22 protein-coding genes are annotated in these 17,445 nt (G+C 64.7%); 8 read left to right on the forward strand and 14 right to left on the reverse strand.

The annotated features are described in order from the left end of the window. Nucleotides 1-1,665, reverse strand: a complete 1,665-nt coding sequence (locus ABIA45_RS01315) for a methanol/ethanol family PQQ-dependent dehydrogenase (RefSeq protein ID WP_404650923.1) — start codon at nucleotides 1,663-1,665, stop codon at nucleotides 1-3. Nucleotides 1,666-1,982: 317 nt separating this feature from the next. Between ABIA45_RS01315 and ABIA45_RS01320 the strand changes: the two genes are divergently transcribed. The 5 genes from ABIA45_RS01320 (at nucleotide 1,983) to ABIA45_RS01340 (ending at nucleotide 4,672) form a co-directional block, all read left to right on the forward strand. Then, complete coding sequence (locus tag ABIA45_RS01320; protein ID WP_404650924.1) at nucleotides 1,983-2,375, forward strand: calcium-binding protein; 393 nt, start codon at nucleotides 1,983-1,985, stop codon at nucleotides 2,373-2,375. A gap of 142 nt (nucleotides 2,376-2,517) precedes the next feature. Continuing rightward, nucleotides 2,518-2,847 (forward strand): hypothetical protein, encoded by a 330-nt coding sequence (locus tag ABIA45_RS01325; protein ID WP_271544118.1) that lies wholly within the window; start codon nucleotides 2,518-2,520, stop codon nucleotides 2,845-2,847. Between the two features lie 218 nt (nucleotides 2,848-3,065). Then, nucleotides 3,066-3,146: a pyrroloquinoline quinone precursor peptide PqqA gene (gene pqqA, locus ABIA45_RS01330; RefSeq protein WP_008562446.1), complete on the forward strand. Its 81-nt coding sequence runs from the start codon at nucleotides 3,066-3,068 to the stop codon at nucleotides 3,144-3,146. Nucleotides 3,147-3,374: 228 nt separating this feature from the next. Beyond that, on the forward strand, nucleotides 3,375-4,244 hold the full coding sequence (locus tag ABIA45_RS01335) for a hypothetical protein (RefSeq protein WP_271544119.1): 870 nt from the start codon (nucleotides 3,375-3,377) through the stop codon (nucleotides 4,242-4,244). Between the two features lie 218 nt (nucleotides 4,245-4,462). Continuing rightward, on the forward strand, nucleotides 4,463-4,672 hold the full coding sequence (locus tag ABIA45_RS01340; protein ID WP_036007926.1) for a hypothetical protein: 210 nt from the start codon (nucleotides 4,463-4,465) through the stop codon (nucleotides 4,670-4,672). Between the two features lie 22 nt (nucleotides 4,673-4,694). Here the strand turns inward: ABIA45_RS01340 and ABIA45_RS01345 are convergent, their stop codons facing one another. Genes ABIA45_RS01345 through ABIA45_RS01365 form a run of 5 tightly spaced genes read right to left on the reverse strand, consistent with a single transcriptional unit; the run spans nucleotide 4,695 to nucleotide 8,356 of the window. Next, entirely contained in the window at nucleotides 4,695-5,042 is a 348-nt protein-coding gene (locus ABIA45_RS01345) for a hypothetical protein (RefSeq protein ID WP_271544122.1), read from the reverse strand. A gap of 25 nt (nucleotides 5,043-5,067) precedes the next feature. Next, the gene (locus tag ABIA45_RS01350; RefSeq protein WP_271544124.1) at nucleotides 5,068-5,877 is read right to left on the reverse strand and encodes a pentapeptide repeat-containing protein; all 810 of its coding nucleotides are present in this window, start codon (nucleotides 5,875-5,877) and stop codon (nucleotides 5,068-5,070) included. A 47-nt stretch (nucleotides 5,878-5,924) separates the two neighbouring features. Next, complete coding sequence (locus ABIA45_RS01355) at nucleotides 5,925-6,653, reverse strand: ABC transporter ATP-binding protein (RefSeq protein WP_271544126.1); 729 nt, start codon at nucleotides 6,651-6,653, stop codon at nucleotides 5,925-5,927. After that, entirely contained in the window at nucleotides 6,643-7,380 is a 738-nt protein-coding gene (locus ABIA45_RS01360) for an ABC transporter permease (RefSeq protein WP_172785569.1), read from the reverse strand. The genes ABIA45_RS01355 and ABIA45_RS01360 overlap by 11 nt, the downstream gene beginning before the upstream one ends. Before the next feature lies 1 nt (nucleotide 7,381). After that, nucleotides 7,382-8,356, reverse strand: a complete 975-nt coding sequence (locus ABIA45_RS01365) for an ABC transporter substrate-binding protein (RefSeq protein ID WP_271544307.1) — start codon at nucleotides 8,354-8,356, stop codon at nucleotides 7,382-7,384. 87 nt (nucleotides 8,357-8,443) lie between these two features. Here ABIA45_RS01365 and ABIA45_RS01370 point away from each other — a divergent pair, with 87 nt between their 5' ends. Next, on the forward strand, nucleotides 8,444-8,803 hold the full coding sequence (locus ABIA45_RS01370) for a hypothetical protein (RefSeq protein WP_036007918.1): 360 nt from the start codon (nucleotides 8,444-8,446) through the stop codon (nucleotides 8,801-8,803). Between the two features lie 169 nt (nucleotides 8,804-8,972). On the opposite strand, the gene ABIA45_RS01375 is transcribed toward ABIA45_RS01370, so the two are convergent. Both ABIA45_RS01375 and ABIA45_RS01380 read right to left on the reverse strand, forming a co-directional pair. After that, on the reverse strand, nucleotides 8,973-9,791 hold the full coding sequence (locus tag ABIA45_RS01375) for a quinoprotein dehydrogenase-associated SoxYZ-like carrier (RefSeq protein WP_271544130.1): 819 nt from the start codon (nucleotides 9,789-9,791) through the stop codon (nucleotides 8,973-8,975). A gap of 54 nt (nucleotides 9,792-9,845) precedes the next feature. Further along, entirely contained in the window at nucleotides 9,846-10,769 is a 924-nt protein-coding gene (locus tag ABIA45_RS01380) for a quinoprotein relay system zinc metallohydrolase 2 (protein ID WP_271544132.1), read from the reverse strand. Between the two features lie 126 nt (nucleotides 10,770-10,895). Between ABIA45_RS01380 and ABIA45_RS01385 the strand changes: the two genes are divergently transcribed. Both ABIA45_RS01385 and ABIA45_RS01390 read left to right on the forward strand, forming a co-directional pair. Next, nucleotides 10,896-11,780, forward strand: a complete 885-nt coding sequence (locus ABIA45_RS01385) for a substrate-binding domain-containing protein (protein WP_198399754.1) — start codon at nucleotides 10,896-10,898, stop codon at nucleotides 11,778-11,780. Beyond that, entirely contained in the window at nucleotides 11,777-12,334 is a 558-nt protein-coding gene (locus ABIA45_RS01390; protein WP_271544134.1) for a PQQ-dependent catabolism-associated CXXCW motif protein, read from the forward strand. Before ABIA45_RS01385 ends, ABIA45_RS01390 begins: the two co-directional genes overlap by 4 nt. A gap of 59 nt (nucleotides 12,335-12,393) precedes the next feature. On the opposite strand, the gene ABIA45_RS01395 is transcribed toward ABIA45_RS01390, so the two are convergent. From ABIA45_RS01395 to ABIA45_RS01420, 6 genes are all read right to left on the reverse strand, one after another. Then, on the reverse strand, nucleotides 12,394-12,699 hold the full coding sequence (locus ABIA45_RS01395; protein WP_157283926.1) for a copper-binding protein: 306 nt from the start codon (nucleotides 12,697-12,699) through the stop codon (nucleotides 12,394-12,396). 136 nt (nucleotides 12,700-12,835) lie between these two features. Beyond that, entirely contained in the window at nucleotides 12,836-13,450 is a 615-nt protein-coding gene (locus ABIA45_RS01400; protein ID WP_271544138.1) for a hypothetical protein, read from the reverse strand. After that, nucleotides 13,447-14,295, reverse strand: a complete 849-nt coding sequence (locus ABIA45_RS01405) for an ABC transporter permease (protein WP_157283922.1) — start codon at nucleotides 14,293-14,295, stop codon at nucleotides 13,447-13,449. The genes ABIA45_RS01400 and ABIA45_RS01405 overlap by 4 nt, the downstream gene beginning before the upstream one ends. Then, on the reverse strand, nucleotides 14,292-15,098 hold the full coding sequence (locus tag ABIA45_RS01410; RefSeq protein ID WP_271544140.1) for an ABC transporter ATP-binding protein: 807 nt from the start codon (nucleotides 15,096-15,098) through the stop codon (nucleotides 14,292-14,294). The genes ABIA45_RS01405 and ABIA45_RS01410 overlap by 4 nt, the downstream gene beginning before the upstream one ends. After that, complete coding sequence (locus tag ABIA45_RS01415; RefSeq protein ID WP_271544309.1) at nucleotides 15,095-16,054, reverse strand: YVTN family beta-propeller repeat protein; 960 nt, start codon at nucleotides 16,052-16,054, stop codon at nucleotides 15,095-15,097. The genes ABIA45_RS01410 and ABIA45_RS01415 overlap by 4 nt, the downstream gene beginning before the upstream one ends. Nucleotides 16,055-16,260: 206 nt before the next feature. After that, complete coding sequence (locus ABIA45_RS01420) at nucleotides 16,261-17,442, reverse strand: ABC transporter substrate-binding protein (RefSeq protein ID WP_271544142.1); 1,182 nt, start codon at nucleotides 17,440-17,442, stop codon at nucleotides 16,261-16,263. Nucleotides 17,443-17,445 lie beyond the last annotated feature (3 nt).

A 17,445-nucleotide genomic window follows, 5' to 3' on the forward strand; every position in this document is an offset into this window, starting at 1 on the left:
TTACTGTTTGACCGCAAAGACCCACAGCGAGCCGCCGGGCGGCACGTTGGCAAGCCGCTCGTCGCCGGAGAACAGCGAGTAGACGCCGCCATAGCCGCTCGTCACGGCGACATACTGCACGCCGTCCTGCTGCCAGGTCACCGGCTGTCCCTCGATGCCGGAGCCGGTCTGGAACTGCCAGAGCTTCTTGCCGGTGTCGGCGTCGAAGGCCTCGAACTCGCCGGTCAGCGCGCCTGAGAACACGACGCCTCCGGCCGTCGACAGCACGCCCGAGAAGCGCGGAATGTCGCTCGGCGCCTCCCATTTCGATTTGCCGGTCATGGGGTCGATGGCCTTGAGATGACCGCGCGGCCCGTCGCCGTATTCCCAGAGGTCGGTCAGATCCATGCCGAGATACCATTCGCCCTGCTTGTAGGTGACGGGCTCGGTCTTGTACCTGCCGCCGAAGGCGAGCGTGTTGGCATAGGCGAGGCCGGTCTGCGGATTGAACGACATCGGCTCCCAGTTCTTGCCGCCAAGGATCGAGGGATAGACGGTGACTTTCTTGCCCTCGCGTGCGTCCTTCGAGATGTCGGTCTCGATTGGACGTCCGGTCTTCATGTCGATGCCGGTTGCCCAGTTGACCTTCACGTAAGGATTGGCCGCGAGCAGCTTGCCGTTGGTGCGGTCGAGCACGTAGAAGAAGCCGTTGCGGTTGGCATTCAGCAGCGCCTTGGTCGGCTTGCCCTCGATCGTCATGTCGGCGAGCACCATCTCGGCCACGGCGTCGTAGTCGAACGGATTGTTCGGCGAGAACTGGTAATGCCACTTGATCTTGCCGGTCTTGGGATCCAGCGCCAGGACGGAGCAGGTGTAGAGATTGTCGCCGGGGCGAACTGCCGAGTTGAACGGGCCGGGATTACCGGTGCCCCAATACACCGTGTTCAGCTCGGGGTCATAAGAGCCGGTGATCCAGGTCGAGCCGCCGCCGAGCTTCCAGGTGTCGCCCTTCCAGGTGTCGCCGCCGGGCTCGTCCGGCGAGGGGATCGAGTGGGTCCGCCAGAGATGCTTGCCCGTTGCCGGATCCCAGCCGTCGATGAAGCCTCTTGTGCCGAATTCGGCGCCGGAGATGCCGGTGATGACGACGCCGTCGGCAACGAGCGGGGCCACCGTCATCGAATAGCCTTCCTTGATGTCGGCTGCTTTTTGCCGCCACAGCTCCTTGCCGTTCTTGGCGTCGATGGCAATCACGTGGGCATCGAGGGTCGTACGGAACAGCTTGCCCTCGTGAATCGCGACGCCGCGGTTGATGATGCCGCAGCAGACGATTCGCGGCGTCTCCGCCGGATATTCGATCTTGCTCTTCCAGATCTGCTTGCCGGTCTTGGCATCGACCGCCATCGTGGCATTGTGCGAGGTGACGTAGATGACGCCCTGATAGACGATGGGCTGCGATTCCTCGCTCCGATCGTCATTGAAGCTGTAATTCCAGATCGGGACGAGATTCTTGACCGTATCCTTGTTGATCTGCTTCAGCGTGGAGAAGCGCTGGAGATTGTAGCCCATTCCATAATTGAGGACGTTCGAGGTGTCGGTCGCACCCTTGACCAGCTGCTCGGTGGTTTGTGCATTTGCACAGGTTGACGCAAGCATGACGAGGCTCGCGGCCATCGCAAAGCGTTTCATCCGTTCCTCCCAAAATGCGCGCCTTTTGACGCTGCGGCTGCAACACTCCGTCGGAAACCAAAACGCGTCAATACGAAAGTCGTAAGCAACGTGCCGATATCGTCGGCGGTCACCTGACGGAAACCTGACAAAGACAACTCCAACTTGTGCGGAGACGCTGAGAATTCCGTGGCGCGAAGCGCGATCGGGAGCAGGTCGATGCATCTCCACCGGTTGTGGCGCGCGTAAGTTGCAAGTCCGGACTTGAACCGAGGTCCGCTTGCGGGTTTATGTCCGGTCTGCCCCATCGATCCGGGGCTCCATGTCAGGAGGTCTCGATGATTTCGGCTCGCTCGATTGCCCTTGCACTTTTGATTGCACTCTCGGCTGGTCCGGCGTGGTCGGCTTCCGGCAATGCGGTCAAGTTGTTCGACACCGACAATGACGGCACGCTCGATCTTGCCGAGGTGAAGAAGGCCGCTGCCACCACCTTCGCAAAGCTCGATCCCGATCGCGACGGCACGCTCGATGCGCGCGAACTGCGTGGACGGTTGAGCGCGAAAGAACTCGCCGCGGCCGACCCCGACCGCGACGGGACCCTCACCCTCGACGAGTATTTGTCGGTGGTCGAGCAGCGTTTCAGCGCAGCCAATCCCGACAAGGACGGAACGCTGGATGCGAAGGAGCTGAACGCGCGCGCCGGTCGCGCGCTCGTGCGATTGCTCCGGTGAGCGCCGCGGCCGGAACGGGCGTGACGGGCGTAACGTTTGCGATCATTCTCGTCTCGCGCTCGGGAACATCGGGCTGCTCGGCCTGTTTCTCCGCATGTCCTGCCGGCGCCGGGGCTGCGCTGCGGGAGAAAAGGAGATGCAGATGAATACGAATCGTTCCCTTCTTGCTGCCTGTGCAATCCTGGCGCTGAGCGCCGGGGTTGCGGTCGCCGGGCCCTGCAACACCGGCAGCGCCAGCACCGACAAGGATGCTGGTTCTGGTCCGGTCACCGTGGGCTCCGCGCAATCGCACACGTCCGGTTCGGCGAGCGGTACCAGCCAGCATCCGCCGACCAGCACCATGAACCGTGCCAGCGGTGAATCGCCGGCGTCGTCCGAGGATGCGCAGCGCCAAATGCAGAGCGAGCCGACGGCGGCTCAGCGTGCTGCAGGCGCCAAGCCGAATGCCGAAATGGCCGACAAGGATTGCTGACGGCACCGTTGTCGATCGGACGCGCGGTGCATTGCACAAGGCAGTGTCTCGCTGGTCATGTTTGACCAGGAGGGAACTTGCCTTGTCCGAGAGAGAAATTGCGGCTGCGAAGAATTGGCACAAGACGCGGCGGCAGTCGAATCGAGGCTTGAACTGCAATTGACGCAGCCCTAGGTTTTCGCCGCGCGATGTCGCGCTCAATACCTTGGGAGACCCGAATGGCTTGGAAAGCTCCGAAGATCGTGGAAGTGCCGGTCGGCATGGAAATCAACATGTACGCCTGCGCCTCGCGCAAGTAAGACCGACGACCTGCCGCGGCTTCGATGGCAAACGCCGTCGGAGCCGTGGCAGTGTCGGATCTGCGCCTCGCCGTGCTCCATGCTTTGCGGATCGCGCGGAAGCCGCACGTGGAGGGGCTTCAATTCTTTCCCCGCAAAATCTCGACCGTGCTCTGCGGCAGTGTGTTACGCTGACGCCCGGTCAGCGCTGCTGCCGCATCACAGCGGCGCGCGCCTTTGGGGCACGGGATGGGCGGCAGAGCCTGCAAGTTCTGGACGGTGATCGTGTGCGCGATCGTGCTGGCACCGGCGCGCAGCAGCGCCGAGGCAGGTTTTGATACCGAGCACATCTTCGGCTTCATGATCGGCACCGATATCGGCAATGTCGGCGAGCGCGAATTCCAGACCCAGACGACGGGGCGCTTCGGCAAAGGCGGGGGCGCTTATCGCGCCCTTGAACACGAGGTCGAGATCGAGGTGGTGCCGCTGCCGAATTTTCGTGTCGAGGTCGGCGGCACCGCCAGCTTGCACCACATCACCGGCGTCCCTGACATCGACGACCGCCGCCAGTTCAACTTCCAGGGCATCTCGCTTGACCTGCGCTATCGCCTGCTCGACCGTGAGCGCGCACCATTCGGCCTCACGATTGCGGCCGAGCTCCACGGCGACCGCATCGACGAGACCAGCGGCGCGAAAGGGCGGATGTACGGCACGGAATTCACGTTCGCCTTCGACCGCGAACTCATTCCGAACTTCGCCATCGGCGCCCTCAACCTGATCTACCAGCCGGAATGGGCGCGCTTCGAGATTGGAGGGGCTTCCGAGAAGAGCTCGACGATCGGGGCCGCGTTTGCCGGCCTGATGCGGGTGCGGCCCAATGTGCTGCTCGGCGGCGAGATGCGCTACTTCCGGCAATATGAGGGCATCGGCCTTAGCGAGTTCTCAGGCCAGGCCCTGTTTGTCGGCCCCACCGCCTATTTCCAGCTCTCCGAGCGTTCCCGGCTCACGGCGAGCTGGAGCATGCAGGCCTGGGGGCGCCCGGCCAGCTCAGGCGGCAATCTCGACCTCGTCAATTTCGAGCGGCATCAGGCACGATTGGTGTTCGGCGTGAATTTTTAGCGCGGAAAGTCGTCATGCCCGGGCTTTTCCCGCGTGCGCGGCCGAAGCCACTTCGGCGAGGCGACGGCCAGGGCATCCACGTTCTTTGTTCCACGAGGCAAGGCGTGGATGGCCGAGCCCGGCCATGACGAGGCTCCGGCGCTATGAAACTTCCCCCTCCTTCGCGCGTAGCTTCATGTGCTAATCTCTCCATCGCCCCCTTGCGAGAGGATCCCGGCATGAACCCGATTGACCTGGTGGTGACTGTGTGCGCGGTGCTCTCGCCTGCGACCTGCGAGGAGCGGCATCTGGTGTTCCACTATTCCGGGTCGCCGCGGCAATGCGCGATGGCCGCGCCGCCCTATATCGCGCAATGGGTCGGTGAGCATCCGAAGTGGCACGCGGTGAAGTGGCGCTGCGAATATCCGCACCCGAACGACAAGGCGTGAGCTGCCAGAATCCGTTCGAACGCTACTTGGTGCAGTCCTTCAGATCCTTGTCGGCGATCGAGAACACCGCGTCGGCCTTGATCTCGATATCGCGGACGACGCACTGCCGTGCATTGGGGTAGCTGACCCTGGCGTCGTAGCGGCCGGGCTCGATGCCGGTGATGCGCAACCGCTCGTCGTGGTCGACCTCCTTGTCCTTGTCATTCAAGCACTGGTTCGGACCCCAGTCGGTCTTGCCCGCGGGTGCAAGCTGGAAGCCGGAGATGGTCTCCGTCGTGAGATTCCAGAGCCTTATGCCCTTGCCCTTGGTCTGCGCGGCGGCTTCGCCGGCAAGCATCAACAACGCGGTCAAAGCAAGAACCCCACGCATCAGCCAGTCCTCCCAAAGGACGCCGTCATTCCCTGATCAGGCGCTCGCGGTTCTTTGCCTTGTCGAAATTCTTGGCGCGGTCAAGGCCATTTGGTGCGATCAGCTTCGCCGAGACGAGATCGGCGCCGTCGAAATCGGCGTCGATGACGATGGCGCCGGTCAGATCGGCTCCGCCGAGTTGGGCGTTTTTCAGTGATGCGCCGCTCAGATCGGCGCCCCTGAGGACTGCGAATTCGAGGTCAACGCGCGACAAATCGGCGTTGCGCGCGTTCAGCCGTTCCAGCTTGGCGGATCTCAGTACCGCGCGCATCAGTCCCATCGACTGGTTTCGCATATCGGCGCTGAGATTCGCGTCCGCGATCGAGGCGCCGACCAGGCTTGCGCCGGTGAGGTCGGCAGCGATCCGCGCTCCTGACAGGTTCGCACCGTCGAGACGCGCGCGGGCCATTTGCGAGGCGAACAGATTGGCGCCCTTCAGGCTTGCGCCGGTAAGATCCGCATCCAGCAGCCACGCCTGATCGAGGATCGCACCGTCCAGCCTGGCGTCTCGAAGTATTGTCTTGTTGAGCCGCGCGGCGCGGAGAACCGTGTTGGACAGGTCCAGCCCCGAGAGATCGAGACCCGACAGGCGTTTGCCGGTGAAATCGGCAGGCTGTTTTGGGCTCGCTTTGGCCAACATGGCCTCGACCTCCAGCCTCGTCATTTCAGCCGAGACCATCGCGGGGGAGGTGAGGTCGATGCCACGCATCATGTCCTGCGCGCCCGCCGTCATCGCAACGAGTGCGAGGCTAAGCGCTGCAAGACCAAGCGTTGCGAAGGCGACTGTCCGTGTCATCATCAGCTCCGCCGCCCGCTAATCTAGCACGTCCACCAGGCGACCGGCTATGAGGCATCTCGCTCAGTGCGGTCGCCTTGAGTTCGTTGCGCGAGGCCGGCCTTGATCGCCGCAATTTCGGCTTCGCCGCGTGTGTCGCGCGGGGTGCCGATAGGCACCTCGGCGACGATCCGCGCTGGTCGCGGCGACAGGAAGAACAGCCGGTCGCCCAGGCGCACTGCATCGTCCAGGCTGTGTGTCACCAAAAGCGTCATCACCGGCCGGCTCGCGACGAGCGTTGCAATTTCATCGCGCAGGCGTCCGGCGAGAGCGTCATCGAGCGATGCCAGCGGTTCGTCGAGCACCAGAATATCCGGCTCGACGGCAAAGGCGCGGGCGAGCGCCACGCGCCGGGCCAAACCCAGCGAGAGCTCACCGGGATAGTGGTCGCGATGCGCTTCCAGCTCCAAAATCCTGAAGAGCTCGGCGAGCTTGGCATCCGCGACATCGGGCGCAGCCAGCCGTACATTCTGCTCGACCGAGCGCCACGGCAGCAGGCGCGGCTCCTGGAACACCATGCCGATCCGCGCCTCCGGCGGTCGCGCGACGCGGCCTGCAAAGTCGTGGTCCAGTCCCAGGATGATGCGCAGCATCGTGCTCTTGCCGCAGCCGGAGGGGCCGATCAGCACGCCGACCTCGCCGGATTGCAGCGCGAACTTGACGGGCGCCAGAACCTCGTGCGTTCCGCCCGCGGCACTCCTGAAAGTCTTGCCCGTGATATCGACCTCAAGCCGCACGGGGCCGCCACCTGTTTGCGCGGGCTTCGAACGGCTGCACCAGCAAGGTTTCGATGACGAGCACGACGGCGGCGAAGGTGAGGGAATAGGCCAGCAGCCGCGGCGTGTCGAACAGCTGGAAGGCGACGCCGATCTCGAAGCCGACGCCGTTCGGCCGCCCCAGCAGCTCGGCGACGAGCACGATCTTCCACACCAGCGACAGGCCGGAGCGGGCCGAGGCCGCGATATAGGGCGCCAGTTGCGGCAGCACGACGTGGCGGAAGGCGCGCCAGCGCGGCATTGCGAACACGCTCGCCATCTCGTCGAGCGAACGGTCGAGCGCGCGCGTGCCCTCGCGCAATGTGACGATGGCGGTCGGCAGCTTGTTGATCGCAATCGCCGCGATCGCGGCGGCCTCGGTGAGGCCAGCCCAGATATAGGCCAGCACGATCACGACCAAGGCGGGCAGGTTGAGCAACAGGATCAGCCAGGGATCGCCGAGCCGGTCGGCGAGCTTCACCCGGCCCATCAAATAGCCGATGGCACTGCCGAGCGACATCGCGAGGGTGAAGGCGAGCGCGACGCGTGCCAGCGTGGCGCCGAGATGCAGGAACAGCGCGCCGCTTGATGCTTCCGCGATCATCACCTGAAGCACCGCCGGCGGGGAGGGCAGCTTTGCGCCGCCGACGAGGAGCGCGGCAATCCACCAGATCGCGAGGAACAGGGCGAACGAGAGCAGGCGCAGCACCTCAGTCTCCGGGGACTGCGTGATAGAAGGTGCCGGGATCGAGCTCGGCTGCAGGGCCGACGAGGTCGCGGCCGCCGATCTCGGCCAGCACGCGGTAGAGCACGCGCGCGTCCTTTTCCTCGTCATCGATGCTCCGGCGCGGAATGCCGTCGCGGTAGCGGTCGCGGTAAGCCTTGAGCAGGGCAGGATCGGACGTGCCGGTAAGCGGCGCGACCTTGTCCCAGGCCGCATCCGAGGTCGCCAGCAACTCCTTGGCCTTGCGGGTCATCGCGATGAAGCGCGCGACGGCCTCCTTATGGCTCGCGGCCCAGCTCTCATCGAAGACATAGCCGACCGCGGCGACCGCGCCTTTGGCGCCCAGCTTCGGCAAGATGTCCTCGATGCCGGCGAGGCGCCTGAAGCCCTTCGCTTCGAGCTGGGCGCAGAAATTCCAGAAGTTGAGGCTCGCATCCATCTCCCCGTCCAGCGCCTTGGCGGCGATCAGCGGCGGGGCGCCGTAGACGATGGTTGCTTCCGACTTGAGGTCGATGCCGTCCTGCTTCATCCGCGCCTGCAGCAGCAGCCAGCTCTTGTCGATCGCCCCGCCGGCGACCGCGAGCTTGCGGCCCTTGAGGTCGGCGAGCGTCTTGATCGGCGATGAGGCCGGCACCATCACGGCGCCGAGCGCGCTGGAATAGGGATAGAAGGTGAGCTTCGCACCGAGCGTGCGCTCGCGTGACACCCACAGCCAGTCCGACAGGATGATGTCGGCGCTGCCGGCGCGCATCGCGATCTTGCCGGCTTCGGTGCTCGCCAGCTCGGTGACCTCCAGCGCCAAGCCGGCCTCCTTGTCGAGGCCGGCGCTGCGGATCGCGGCCAGCTCCCACGAGAATGTTCCGGTCTTCTGCACTGCAAGGCGGATCGTGTCCGCAGCGCCAGCAGGTGCGGCTAGCGCCAGCACCGTTGCGAGCGCCCAAATTCGCGCCAAAACTCTCATCACCTTGTGAGCCGTTTCCTCTGACAGAGTGCTTTTCAGCACAATACGCATAGCATAGCCTTGGTCGCAACCAGCGGGAGGACGCGCATGAATCTGGCCGGACGGCTACGACCGATTGTCGCCGCATTGACGGCGCTCGCTGCGAGCGTATGCGTGGCACGGGCCGAAGAGGCCAATGATTATCCCACCGCCGCGCGCGCGGAATACGTCTATGGCTGCATGAAGGCCAATGGCGAGACGCGCTCCGCGATCGAGCAATGTTCCTGCTCCATCGACGTGGTCGCCTCGATCATACCCTACGAGCGCTATGTGACCGCCGAGACCGCGCTCAGCATGTCGCAGGTGCGCGGCGATCTCGGTGTGCAGTTTCGCACTTCGGAGCAGGCCAACTCGGCGGTGAATGACTTGAGGCGCGCCCAGGCGGAAGCCGAGGTGAGGTGCTTCTGAATTGTGCCGCGGTGTCTCCTACCCTCCCCTGGAGGGGTCCGGGACGAGCGTAGCTCGCCCGTGGTCGATCGCGCGAAGCGCGAGGAGAGACCGTCACCCCACCCCGTCCCACATTTCGCTACGCTCAATGTGAGCCGACCCTCCCCCTCCAGGGGAGGGTGCTCCTCGCTCACGTCCCCGGCTTCTCGACATCCCATTCATTGCGGAACACATGCCCTTCCGTATCCTTGGCCTCCGCACGAAAGCGCTTGGCGCCGTTGGAGACATAGGTGAAGCGCAGGTTGGGATCTTCCGAGATCGAGATGCCGCCTTCCATCGACAGCACGGGGCTGTCGTCCTGCGTCAATCTGAGCTGGTTGATGAAGAAGGCGGGGATATAGAGCTGCGTGACCTGGTCCATCTGCAGGCCGGAATTGTTGGGATGGCCGATCATGATCTGCGCTTCGCGCAACCGGCTGGCCGGACCGTCCTCACGGGCGAATTGCCGGTAACGCATCTGGCCGAGCCGGTTCTTGGCTTCCTCCATATTCTTTGCAGCCGGCGCCGAGCAGCCGCCGGAGGCCTTCACATAGACTTTCGAGACGTAGAGCTGGCCGTCGCTGAGTTCGGCGACCGCGTGCACGTCGGTGTAGTTGTTGACGCGCACGCGGGTCGAGATTTCCGTGACATTGGCGTCCGGGCCGAGCTCGAACTTCGCGGCCATCGGTGCAGGATTGCGGTCGATCACCAGCGTGATCGAACGGATGCGTCTGCTGTCGCCGGGCGACAGCTTGCTGCGCAGCGTCACCGGCACGATGGCGGCATCCTCGGCGCGATAGGGCATCTCGATGCCGATGACCTCGGCGCCGTCGTTCATCGGCCTGTTGCCGAAGATGTCCTGCACCAGGCCCGGCCAGGGATCGTAGGCCTGTTCCGCCTGCGCCGGCACGGCGAAGGCGATGCCGAGGAGCAGGGCGATCAGGGGCAGGCGGCGTGTGCATGCCGTCATGGTCATGCTCCTCGGTTTAGGTGAAGCTGATCTCCTGCCAGCGTAGCGCGCCCGCTATTCCCATTCAATTTCCGAGAATGCTGCAGTTGCGTTGCGGGCGTTGTAGTCCTCGAACAGCTGCCAGTGCGGCCGCTCGTCCGCGGCCGCCCTGTCCGCCGCGGCGCGGATCGGCGCGCCCTTCTTGTTCAAGGCGCGGACGTCGGACAGCAGCGTTGACAGGTAGCGCCGTTGATCGCTCAGCGCCGCCGGCCAGCCGCTCACAGGACCGTGGCCGGGAACAACGCGCAGCGCTGGGATCGTCTCCAACTCCTTGAGCGTGGCGAGCCAGCCGCGAATGCTGCCGTCCATCACCGGAATGTGGCCGAGAAAGACGAGATCGCCGGCAAGCAGGGTTTTGGTGCTCTCGTCGAACACGGTCAGATCGTTGTCGCTGTGGCCGGCCGGCCATGCGCGCAGGGTCAAGCGGCGCGAGCCCAGATCGAGCGTGAGCGTGTCCATCACGAGCAGGGTAGGCGGTACGATCTTCACGGGATCAATCAGTTCGGGGCCCATGAGGCGTCTGAAATTATCGAGATAGAACGGCCCGCGGGCGGCCAACGCCTGCGGCAACTTGCTGTGGCCGACGAAGCTGGTTCCCTCCGCCGCGAAAGCAGCATTGCCGAAGACATGGTCGGGATGGCCATGGGTGTTGATGACATAGCGGATCGGCTTTTGCGTGCGCGCTCGTACCGTCGCCAGCAGCGCCTCGCCCTCGCGCTGGCTGCCGCCAGTGTCGATCACGGCCACCGCGTCGTCTCCCACGATGAAGCTGAGGTTGGCGATGCCGCCTTCATTCTCGCGGCTCATCAGCGCGATGGCCCCGGAGTGTACGAAGATTCCCGGCGCGACTTCGCTCACAGGCAATTCGGCCGCCCCGGCGCGTGCTAGCGTGGCTGTTACCAGGGACAAGGCTGCGATCACGAGAGCGATGCGAGACACTTTTCCGCCTCAGTTCAAAGGATTGGCCTCATTGCACTGCAACAAAGAAAAGCCGGCAAAAGTTGGCACACGTGGCGCGTCATGCGTCGCATGGATAACATTCAAACAAAACGAGGAGGAAGCGCGATGACGCAGGCCGGACGACATCGTCGCTGGTGGTTTTCACTCTGGATCGTAATCGCATCATGTGCGCATGGCGATCTCGCCATCGGGCAGACCAACGAGACCGGAGATCTCTCATTCGAGCTGGTCGACCCGAAGGTGCTGCGCGTCTGCGCCGACCCGCGCAACCTGCCGTTCTCGAATGAGAAGGGCGAGGGCTTCGAGAACAAGCTCGCCGAGTTTCTGGCGGACAAGCTGCAGAAGAAGCTGGACTACGTGTTCTTCCCGCAGGCCGCCGGCTTCGTGCGCATGACGTTGGGTGCGCATCGCTGCGACGTCATCATGGGCTACCCGCAGGGGGACGACCTCGTGCAGGGCACCAATCCCTACTACCGCACGACCTATGCACTGGTTGCCAAAACTGGCAGCGGGCTCGAGGACGTCGACACGCTGGAGGACGCACGCCTGAAAGGTAAGCATATCGGCATCGTCGCCGGCACGCCGCCGGCGACCAATATGGCGTTGGCAGGCCTGATGGGCGACGCAAAGCCCTATCAGCTGATGATCGACACGCGCTTCGACAATTCGGCGCAGGCGATGATCGAGGACCTCACTGCCGGCAAGATCGACGCCGGCGTGCTCTGGGGACCGATGGCCGGCTATTATGCGAAGAAAGCCGGCCCCTCGCTGCACGTCACGCCGCTGGTCAAGGAGACCACCGGGTCCAAGCTGGTCTATCGCATCGGCATGGGCGTGCGACCCGCCGACCAGAACTGGAAGCGGCAGCTCAACCGGGTGATCCAGGAGAACCAGGGCGAGATCAACAAGATCCTGCTCGATTTCGGCGTGCCGCTGCTGGACGAGAACAACCGGCCGCTCGGCGCGGAGACGGCCAAGAAGGCGCCATGAGCCGGCCGCTTGCCGCTGCGTTCGTCGTTGCCTTGCTCATGGCCCCGGCGTCGGCGCAGCAGCAGGAGCCGTTCGAGCCCGAGGGATATCGTACCGACAATTATCGCGCGCCGGTGCCGGCGACGCTCGCTGGCGCGCGCGTGCTCACGACCGGCGAGGCGGAGGCGATCTGGCGTGCGAACAGCGGCACCTTCGTTGACGTCATGCCGCGCGCGCCGAAACCAAAGAACCTTCCTGTGAGCACGGTATGGCGTGACGCGCCGCGCCAGAACATTCCGGGCAGCTTCTGGCTGCCGGACACCGGCTACGGCAACTTGCCGCCCGCCATGGACGATTATCTTCAGCGCGGCCTCGCGCGCGCCTCACGCGGCGACAAGGCCGCGCTGCTGGTGATCTATTGCCTCGCGGATTGCTGGATGTCCTGGAACGCCGCCAGGCGCGCATTGGCTTACGGCTATGCCAACGTCGCCTGGTATCCCGACGGCACCGACGGCTGGGAGCGCGCGAAGCTGCCGACGGAAGATGCGCAGCCGGAGCCGCGGCCGGAGCAATAGTGATCAAGCGCAGGTGCGCTCCCTCGCCCCGTTCTTACGGGGAGAGGTGAAGATCCAACCTACGGCCTCTGCTTCTGCAACTTCGTCAACGTGCCCGTACCGTTGGTCTCGGTCGCAGAATAGCTCACCCTGTCGCCGGCATGGACGGCATCCAGCATCGCGGCATCTTTCGCCTTGTACTCCTGGAGCGCGCCGGCGCTGCCTGTGCTGGCGCCGACTGTGCCCTTCTGGGTCTGCTGGATCGAGATCGTGCCGTTGAGCCGATCGATCCGCGTGATCATCCCGGTCATGTCGTCAGCAAAGGCGCTGGTTGCGAGCATGCTGAGGACCGCAGCGCCCGCAAACATGATTCTTGTGGTTCCCATCGAGGCCTCCCGACGTCTTGAGTTCACGTCGACAAGCAATCATAAATCGATTTGGTTCCGGCACATAGCGCGGCGAAAGGTTAACGTTGCCGGGGCGATTGCGGGAACTTTTCGTGAGCGGTCAGCGTAACTGACGCTATTCCATTTCCTGCTGAATCACGCGTCCGAGCGCGAACAGGCGCTGGTCGATCGAGGTTGGAACCTCGCAGACGAAGCGCACCACCTTGTGGCGGTCCTCGAAGATCCGGGTCTTCCAGATCAGCTCGTTGCTGAGCGCCGCGACCTTGGCCTCGTCGCGCGGTGTGGCCCCTTGCAGGGCCTGGAGTTGAATTGCCTCCTCGCGGATCTTCTCGGCGGCATCGCGCTGCTTGCGGCTGACGCGCTCGAGTCCGTTCATGACCTGGGAGCGCTGGGCGTTGAGCGTGTCGAACAGGCCGGCGAACAGCAGCTTTGCGTTCGCGGTCTTGTCGGCAGCGGAACCCGCGAGAAACTCCTTCACCAGCTTTTCCGCCTCATCCAGCGGCGTCTTGCGCGCCGCCAGTTTCGCAACGAGCGCGCTGATCCTGGCGTCGTCCTTCCATTTGTTCTGGACGTCGTCGAGCGGCGGACCGCCCCACACGGCCGCCAGCGAGATCTCGGGCACCTTCGCCTGGGTGCACGGCCAGTCCGGATAGCGCGGATCGGCGGCGAGCGCCGTCGTGCTCGCGACAGCGAGCACGAGTACAGAGGTGACCAGAACCCGAACAATCATCCTTCGCCTCCCGCAGGCCCGCGTCGCGCCAGCCCGCGCGAGGGATCATAGGCCAGGATCGCGCCGATCATGAAGACGATTGTGCAAGCAGCGACCACCGCCAGGGAGATCCAGTTGATCTGGCCATACAGCGCGAAGCGGATCAGCTCGACCGCATGGGTGAACGGATTGGCCTCGCACAGATAATAGAGATAGGGGCTGCCCTCCTGCACGCGCCAGAGCGGGTAGAGCGCAGAGGAGGCAAAGAACATCGGGAAGATCACGAAGTTCATGACACCGGCGAAGTTCTCCAGCTGCTTGATGCCCGACGAGATCAGCATGCCGAGCGAGCCCAGCATCAGCCCCGACAGGATCAGCGCCGGCAGCACGGTGAGATAGCCCTGGGGCGGCGGGGTGATGTCCCAGAGCCAGGCGATCAGCAGGAACGCATAGACCTGGAGCAGCGATACCGCGGTGCCCGCGAGCAGCTTGCAGAACAACAGGAACCCCCGCGGCAGCGGGCTTACCAGGAGCGTACGCATGTTGCCCATCTCACGGTCATAGACCATCGAGAGCGAGGACTGCATGCCGTTGAAGAGCTGGATCATCGCCATCAGTCCCGGCGCGATATAGACCTCGTAGAGGATGTAGGTCTCGTAGGGCGGGATGATGGAGATGCCGAGCACCTGGCGGAAGCCGGCGGCAAAGATGAACAGCCACACCAGAGGCCGCACCAGCGCCGAGACGAAGCGCTCGCGCTGATGCAGGAAGCGCAGGCCCTCGCGCCAGACGATGCCGCTGAGGCAGGTCATGTACTCGGCGAACGAGAAGCCGCGCGGCGCCTCGCGCGTTGCAATGCTGCTCATGCGCCGCCTCCCGGCATGGTTTGCGCGCCGGTCAGGCGCATGAAGGCGGTGTTGACGTCCTGCGCGCCTGTTGCGGCGATGACGCGGCTCATCGGCCCCTGCGCCAGCACCTTGCCTTGGTGCAGCACCACGAGATCGTCGCCGGGCATGATCTCGTCGAACAGGTGTGTGGCCCAGAGCACGCCGATGCCCTGCTCGGTCACGAGCTGGCGCACGTGGCTGATGATGTCGGCGCGCGCCTTGACGTCGAGACCGACGGTCGGTTCGTCGAGCAGCAAGAGGCGCGGCCGATGCAGCAGCGCGCGGGCGATCTCCAGCCGCCGCATCTGTCCGCCGGAGAGATCGCGCACCTTGCTTGCGGCGCGATCGGCAAGGCCGATGCGGCCGAGCAGCTCGGCGCTGCGCACCGATGCCTCGCGGCGGCCGATGCCGTGCAGCGCCGCGTGGTAGAGCAGGTTCTGCGTCAGCGACAGGTCGAGATCGAGCGTGCGGGGCTGGAACACGACCCCGAGCAGCCGCAGCGCCTCGCCGGGGCTCTTGCTGACGTCATGGCCGAAGATCGAGACGCGGCCGGACTGGATGCCGAACAGGCGCGTGATCAACGAGAACAGCGTGCTCTTGCCGGCGCCGTTAAGTCCCAGCAGCGCCGTGAAGCTCGCGGGCTGGACATTGAAGGACACGTCCGTCAATGCGCGCCGCGGACCATAGGCATGGCTGACGCCGTCGATCGACAACGCCGGCACCGTGGCCGCTTCGGCTCTCGGCGTCTCCTGCACTTCGGCGATCGGGGCGGGGCTGGTCATGGCGCGATCGTGACGCCCCAGGGCAGCTCGCCGACCTGAATGGTCTTGATCACCTTCTGCGCGGCGACGTCGATGACGGAGACGTCGTTCGACACACCGTTGGTGGTGAGCAAATATTTCTCGTCCGGCGTGAACGCCATGTGCCAGACCCGCTGCCCGACCAGGAGATATTTCGTCACCTTGCGCGAGGCGACGTCGACCACCGCGATGCGGTTGGCGGGGCCGAGCGCGACGAAGGCAGTTTTGTCGTCCCTGGTCATGCCGATGCCGACCGGCTGGATCGCCTCCTTCCGCAGGCCCGGGATCTCGAACGTGATTTTGCCGATCACCTCGTGCTTCTTGGGGTCGATGATCGAGACGGTGCCGCCGATCTCCGAGGACACCCAGACTTCCGACGAATCGTGCTTGTACTCGGCAAAGCGCGGCCGCGCGTCCACCAGCACGTTGGCGACGATCTGTCGCGAGGCGGTGTCGATGAAATGCGCCATGTTGGTGGTTTCTGAGGTGTTGATCAGCGTCTTGCCGTCCGGACTGATGGTCATGCCCTCCGGCTCGACACCGACCTGGATGTCGCCGAGCCGGGCGCGCTTCTCGAGATCGATCACCGTCACCGTGTTGTCGTTCTCGTTGGCGACATAGAGCATCTTGCCGGCGGCATCCTGCGCGAACAGCTCGGGGTCGGGTCCGGAGGGCAGGCTGTCCACCACGGTTTGCGTCTTGGCGTCGATCACCTGGATGGTGTCGTCGTCGCCGACCGCGACCATCACGAACTTGCCGTCGCGGGTAAGGTCGATGCCGCGCGGACGCTGGCCGACCTTGATGGTCTTGGTCACGGTCCAGCTGTCGGTATCGATCACCGAGACCGTGTTGCTCTTCTCGTTCGAGACGTAGGCGATGAACGCATGCGCGGGCGGTGCAGCGAGCGTGATCGCCACGGGTACGGCCGTCGCCAGCATGCGCAAGGTCTGTCCGCGGGCGGTCTTCACCTCCCCCGCTTGCGGGGGAGGTCGTATCGCATCGTCAGATGCGATACGGGAGAGGGCTCTCTCCTCTTGGGGGTTCTCGCGCGTGGAGACACCCTCTCCCCAACCCTCCCCCGCGCGCGGGGGAGGGGGCGAACCGTCATCATTGTCGCGGCGGCTCGATCTCATCTCACCATTGCTCACTTCAGCTTGCATTTGCTCTCCGGGCGATCGTAGCCGAGCGTGTCGAGCTCGGAGACTTGGTGCAGGAAGCCCTCCTGCGGCGACACCGACACCACCATGCGGCCGTCGACCAGGAGGATCGGCTGACGCAGCTGCAGGTTCCAGTCGCGCAAGGTCAGCCGCGTGCCCTTGAAGGCGGCGACCGAGAAATCCGGGCCCTTGATGAAATCGGTGACCTTCCTGACCTCGCCGGAGTTGGTGCGCGAGGTGGCTTCGCCGATCATGCGCACGGCCGTCCAGGCCTGCATGTCGCGTGCGGTCATCCGCCGCGAATTCAGCTTGATGAAGCGGTTTTGCATCTGGATCGCGCCCCACTGATCCTGCGATGCGTCCCAGCTGCGCGGCACGAGGCCGGCCGAGCCGGCGACTGGGCGCGGATCCCAGGTGCGATAGGGCAGATAGGCGCCGAACACCTCGCTCTCGTCGGCGGCGACCAGCACGTCATAGGCCGGCGCCTGCTGCGTGAAGACGGGGATCTGGCGCTGGACCTGCGCGACGCCGCTGTCGGTGCGCCGCGCGCCGCCCTTGTCCTCGAAGGTTCGCTCCTGCACGATCTTGGCGCCGAACCGCGCCGCGGTGCGCCTGATAGCATCCGCGAACAGCTTGTCCTCGTCGTGCGAGCCGACCACCAGCAGCCAGCGCGACCATTTCTTCCACACCAGATATTGGCCGAGCGCATCCGCCAGCATCGCGCGCGTCGGCGCGGTGTGGATGACGTTGGCACGGCAATCGGCTTCGCGCAGCCGCTCGTCGACCGCGCCGGCGTTGAACAGCAGCGTGCCGCGGTCGCGCAAGGCGTCCGCGACCTTCAAGAGCGCATCGGCGGGCAGGTCGGCGATGATGAAGCCGTTCTTCTCGGCGAGGGCGGTCGCAGCCTGCGCCACGTCCTCGCCTTCCCTGATGCGGCGCTCCTCCAGCGTGAAGCGCTGGCCGGTGAATTTCCCGGTGGTGTTGTTGTCCTCGATGGCAAGGCGCGCGCCGGCGAGGCCGTCGTTCTCGGCGGGCTGCTCGGCCAGCGACAGCGTTGATCGAATGCCGGCGATTCCGAGATAGCCGACGCCGATCGTGATGGGATCGGCCGCAAGCGCGCTCGTCGCGGCAAGACCAAAGCCGATCAGGCCGGCCAACCATCGGATCATGTT

This window comes from Bradyrhizobium sp. USDA 336, from assembly GCF_044908355.1.
Classification (GTDB): Bacteria; Pseudomonadota; Alphaproteobacteria; order Rhizobiales; family Xanthobacteraceae; genus Bradyrhizobium; species Bradyrhizobium yuanmingense.

Coding starts and splice junctions, on each gene's coding strand:
- ABIA45_RS01315 (WP_404650923.1), bottom strand. CDS start 1,665: ATGAAACGCTTTGCGATGGCCGCGAGCCTCGTCATGCTTGCGTCAACC.
- ABIA45_RS01320 (WP_404650924.1), top strand. CDS start 1,983: ATGATTTCGGCTCGCTCGATTGCCCTTGCACTTTTGATTGCACTCTCG.
- ABIA45_RS01325 (WP_271544118.1), top strand. CDS start 2,518: ATGAATACGAATCGTTCCCTTCTTGCTGCCTGTGCAATCCTGGCGCTG.
- pqqA (WP_008562446.1), top strand. CDS start 3,066: ATGGCTTGGAAAGCTCCGAAGATCGTGGAAGTGCCGGTCGGCATGGAA.
- ABIA45_RS01335 (WP_271544119.1), top strand. CDS start 3,375: ATGGGCGGCAGAGCCTGCAAGTTCTGGACGGTGATCGTGTGCGCGATC.
- ABIA45_RS01340 (WP_036007926.1), top strand. CDS start 4,463: ATGAACCCGATTGACCTGGTGGTGACTGTGTGCGCGGTGCTCTCGCCT.
- ABIA45_RS01345 (WP_271544122.1), bottom strand. CDS start 5,042: ATGCGTGGGGTTCTTGCTTTGACCGCGTTGTTGATGCTTGCCGGCGAA.
- ABIA45_RS01350 (WP_271544124.1), bottom strand. CDS start 5,877: ATGACACGGACAGTCGCCTTCGCAACGCTTGGTCTTGCAGCGCTTAGC.
- ABIA45_RS01365 (WP_271544307.1), bottom strand. CDS start 8,356: ATGAGAGTTTTGGCGCGAATTTGGGCGCTCGCAACGGTGCTGGCGCTA.
- ABIA45_RS01370 (WP_036007918.1), top strand. CDS start 8,444: ATGAATCTGGCCGGACGGCTACGACCGATTGTCGCCGCATTGACGGCG.
- ABIA45_RS01375 (WP_271544130.1), bottom strand. CDS start 9,791: ATGACGGCATGCACACGCCGCCTGCCCCTGATCGCCCTGCTCCTCGGC.
- ABIA45_RS01385 (WP_198399754.1), top strand. CDS start 10,896: ATGACGCAGGCCGGACGACATCGTCGCTGGTGGTTTTCACTCTGGATC.
- ABIA45_RS01390 (WP_271544134.1), top strand. CDS start 11,777: ATGAGCCGGCCGCTTGCCGCTGCGTTCGTCGTTGCCTTGCTCATGGCC.
- ABIA45_RS01395 (WP_157283926.1), bottom strand. CDS start 12,699: ATGGGAACCACAAGAATCATGTTTGCGGGCGCTGCGGTCCTCAGCATG.
- ABIA45_RS01400 (WP_271544138.1), bottom strand. CDS start 13,450: ATGATTGTTCGGGTTCTGGTCACCTCTGTACTCGTGCTCGCTGTCGCG.
- ABIA45_RS01405 (WP_157283922.1), bottom strand. CDS start 14,295: ATGAGCAGCATTGCAACGCGCGAGGCGCCGCGCGGCTTCTCGTTCGCC.
- ABIA45_RS01410 (WP_271544140.1), bottom strand. CDS start 15,098: ATGACCAGCCCCGCCCCGATCGCCGAAGTGCAGGAGACGCCGAGAGCC.
- ABIA45_RS01415 (WP_271544309.1), bottom strand. CDS start 16,054: ATGCTGGCGACGGCCGTACCCGTGGCGATCACGCTCGCTGCACCGCCC.
- ABIA45_RS01420 (WP_271544142.1), bottom strand. CDS start 17,442: ATGATCCGATGGTTGGCCGGCCTGATCGGCTTTGGTCTTGCCGCGACG.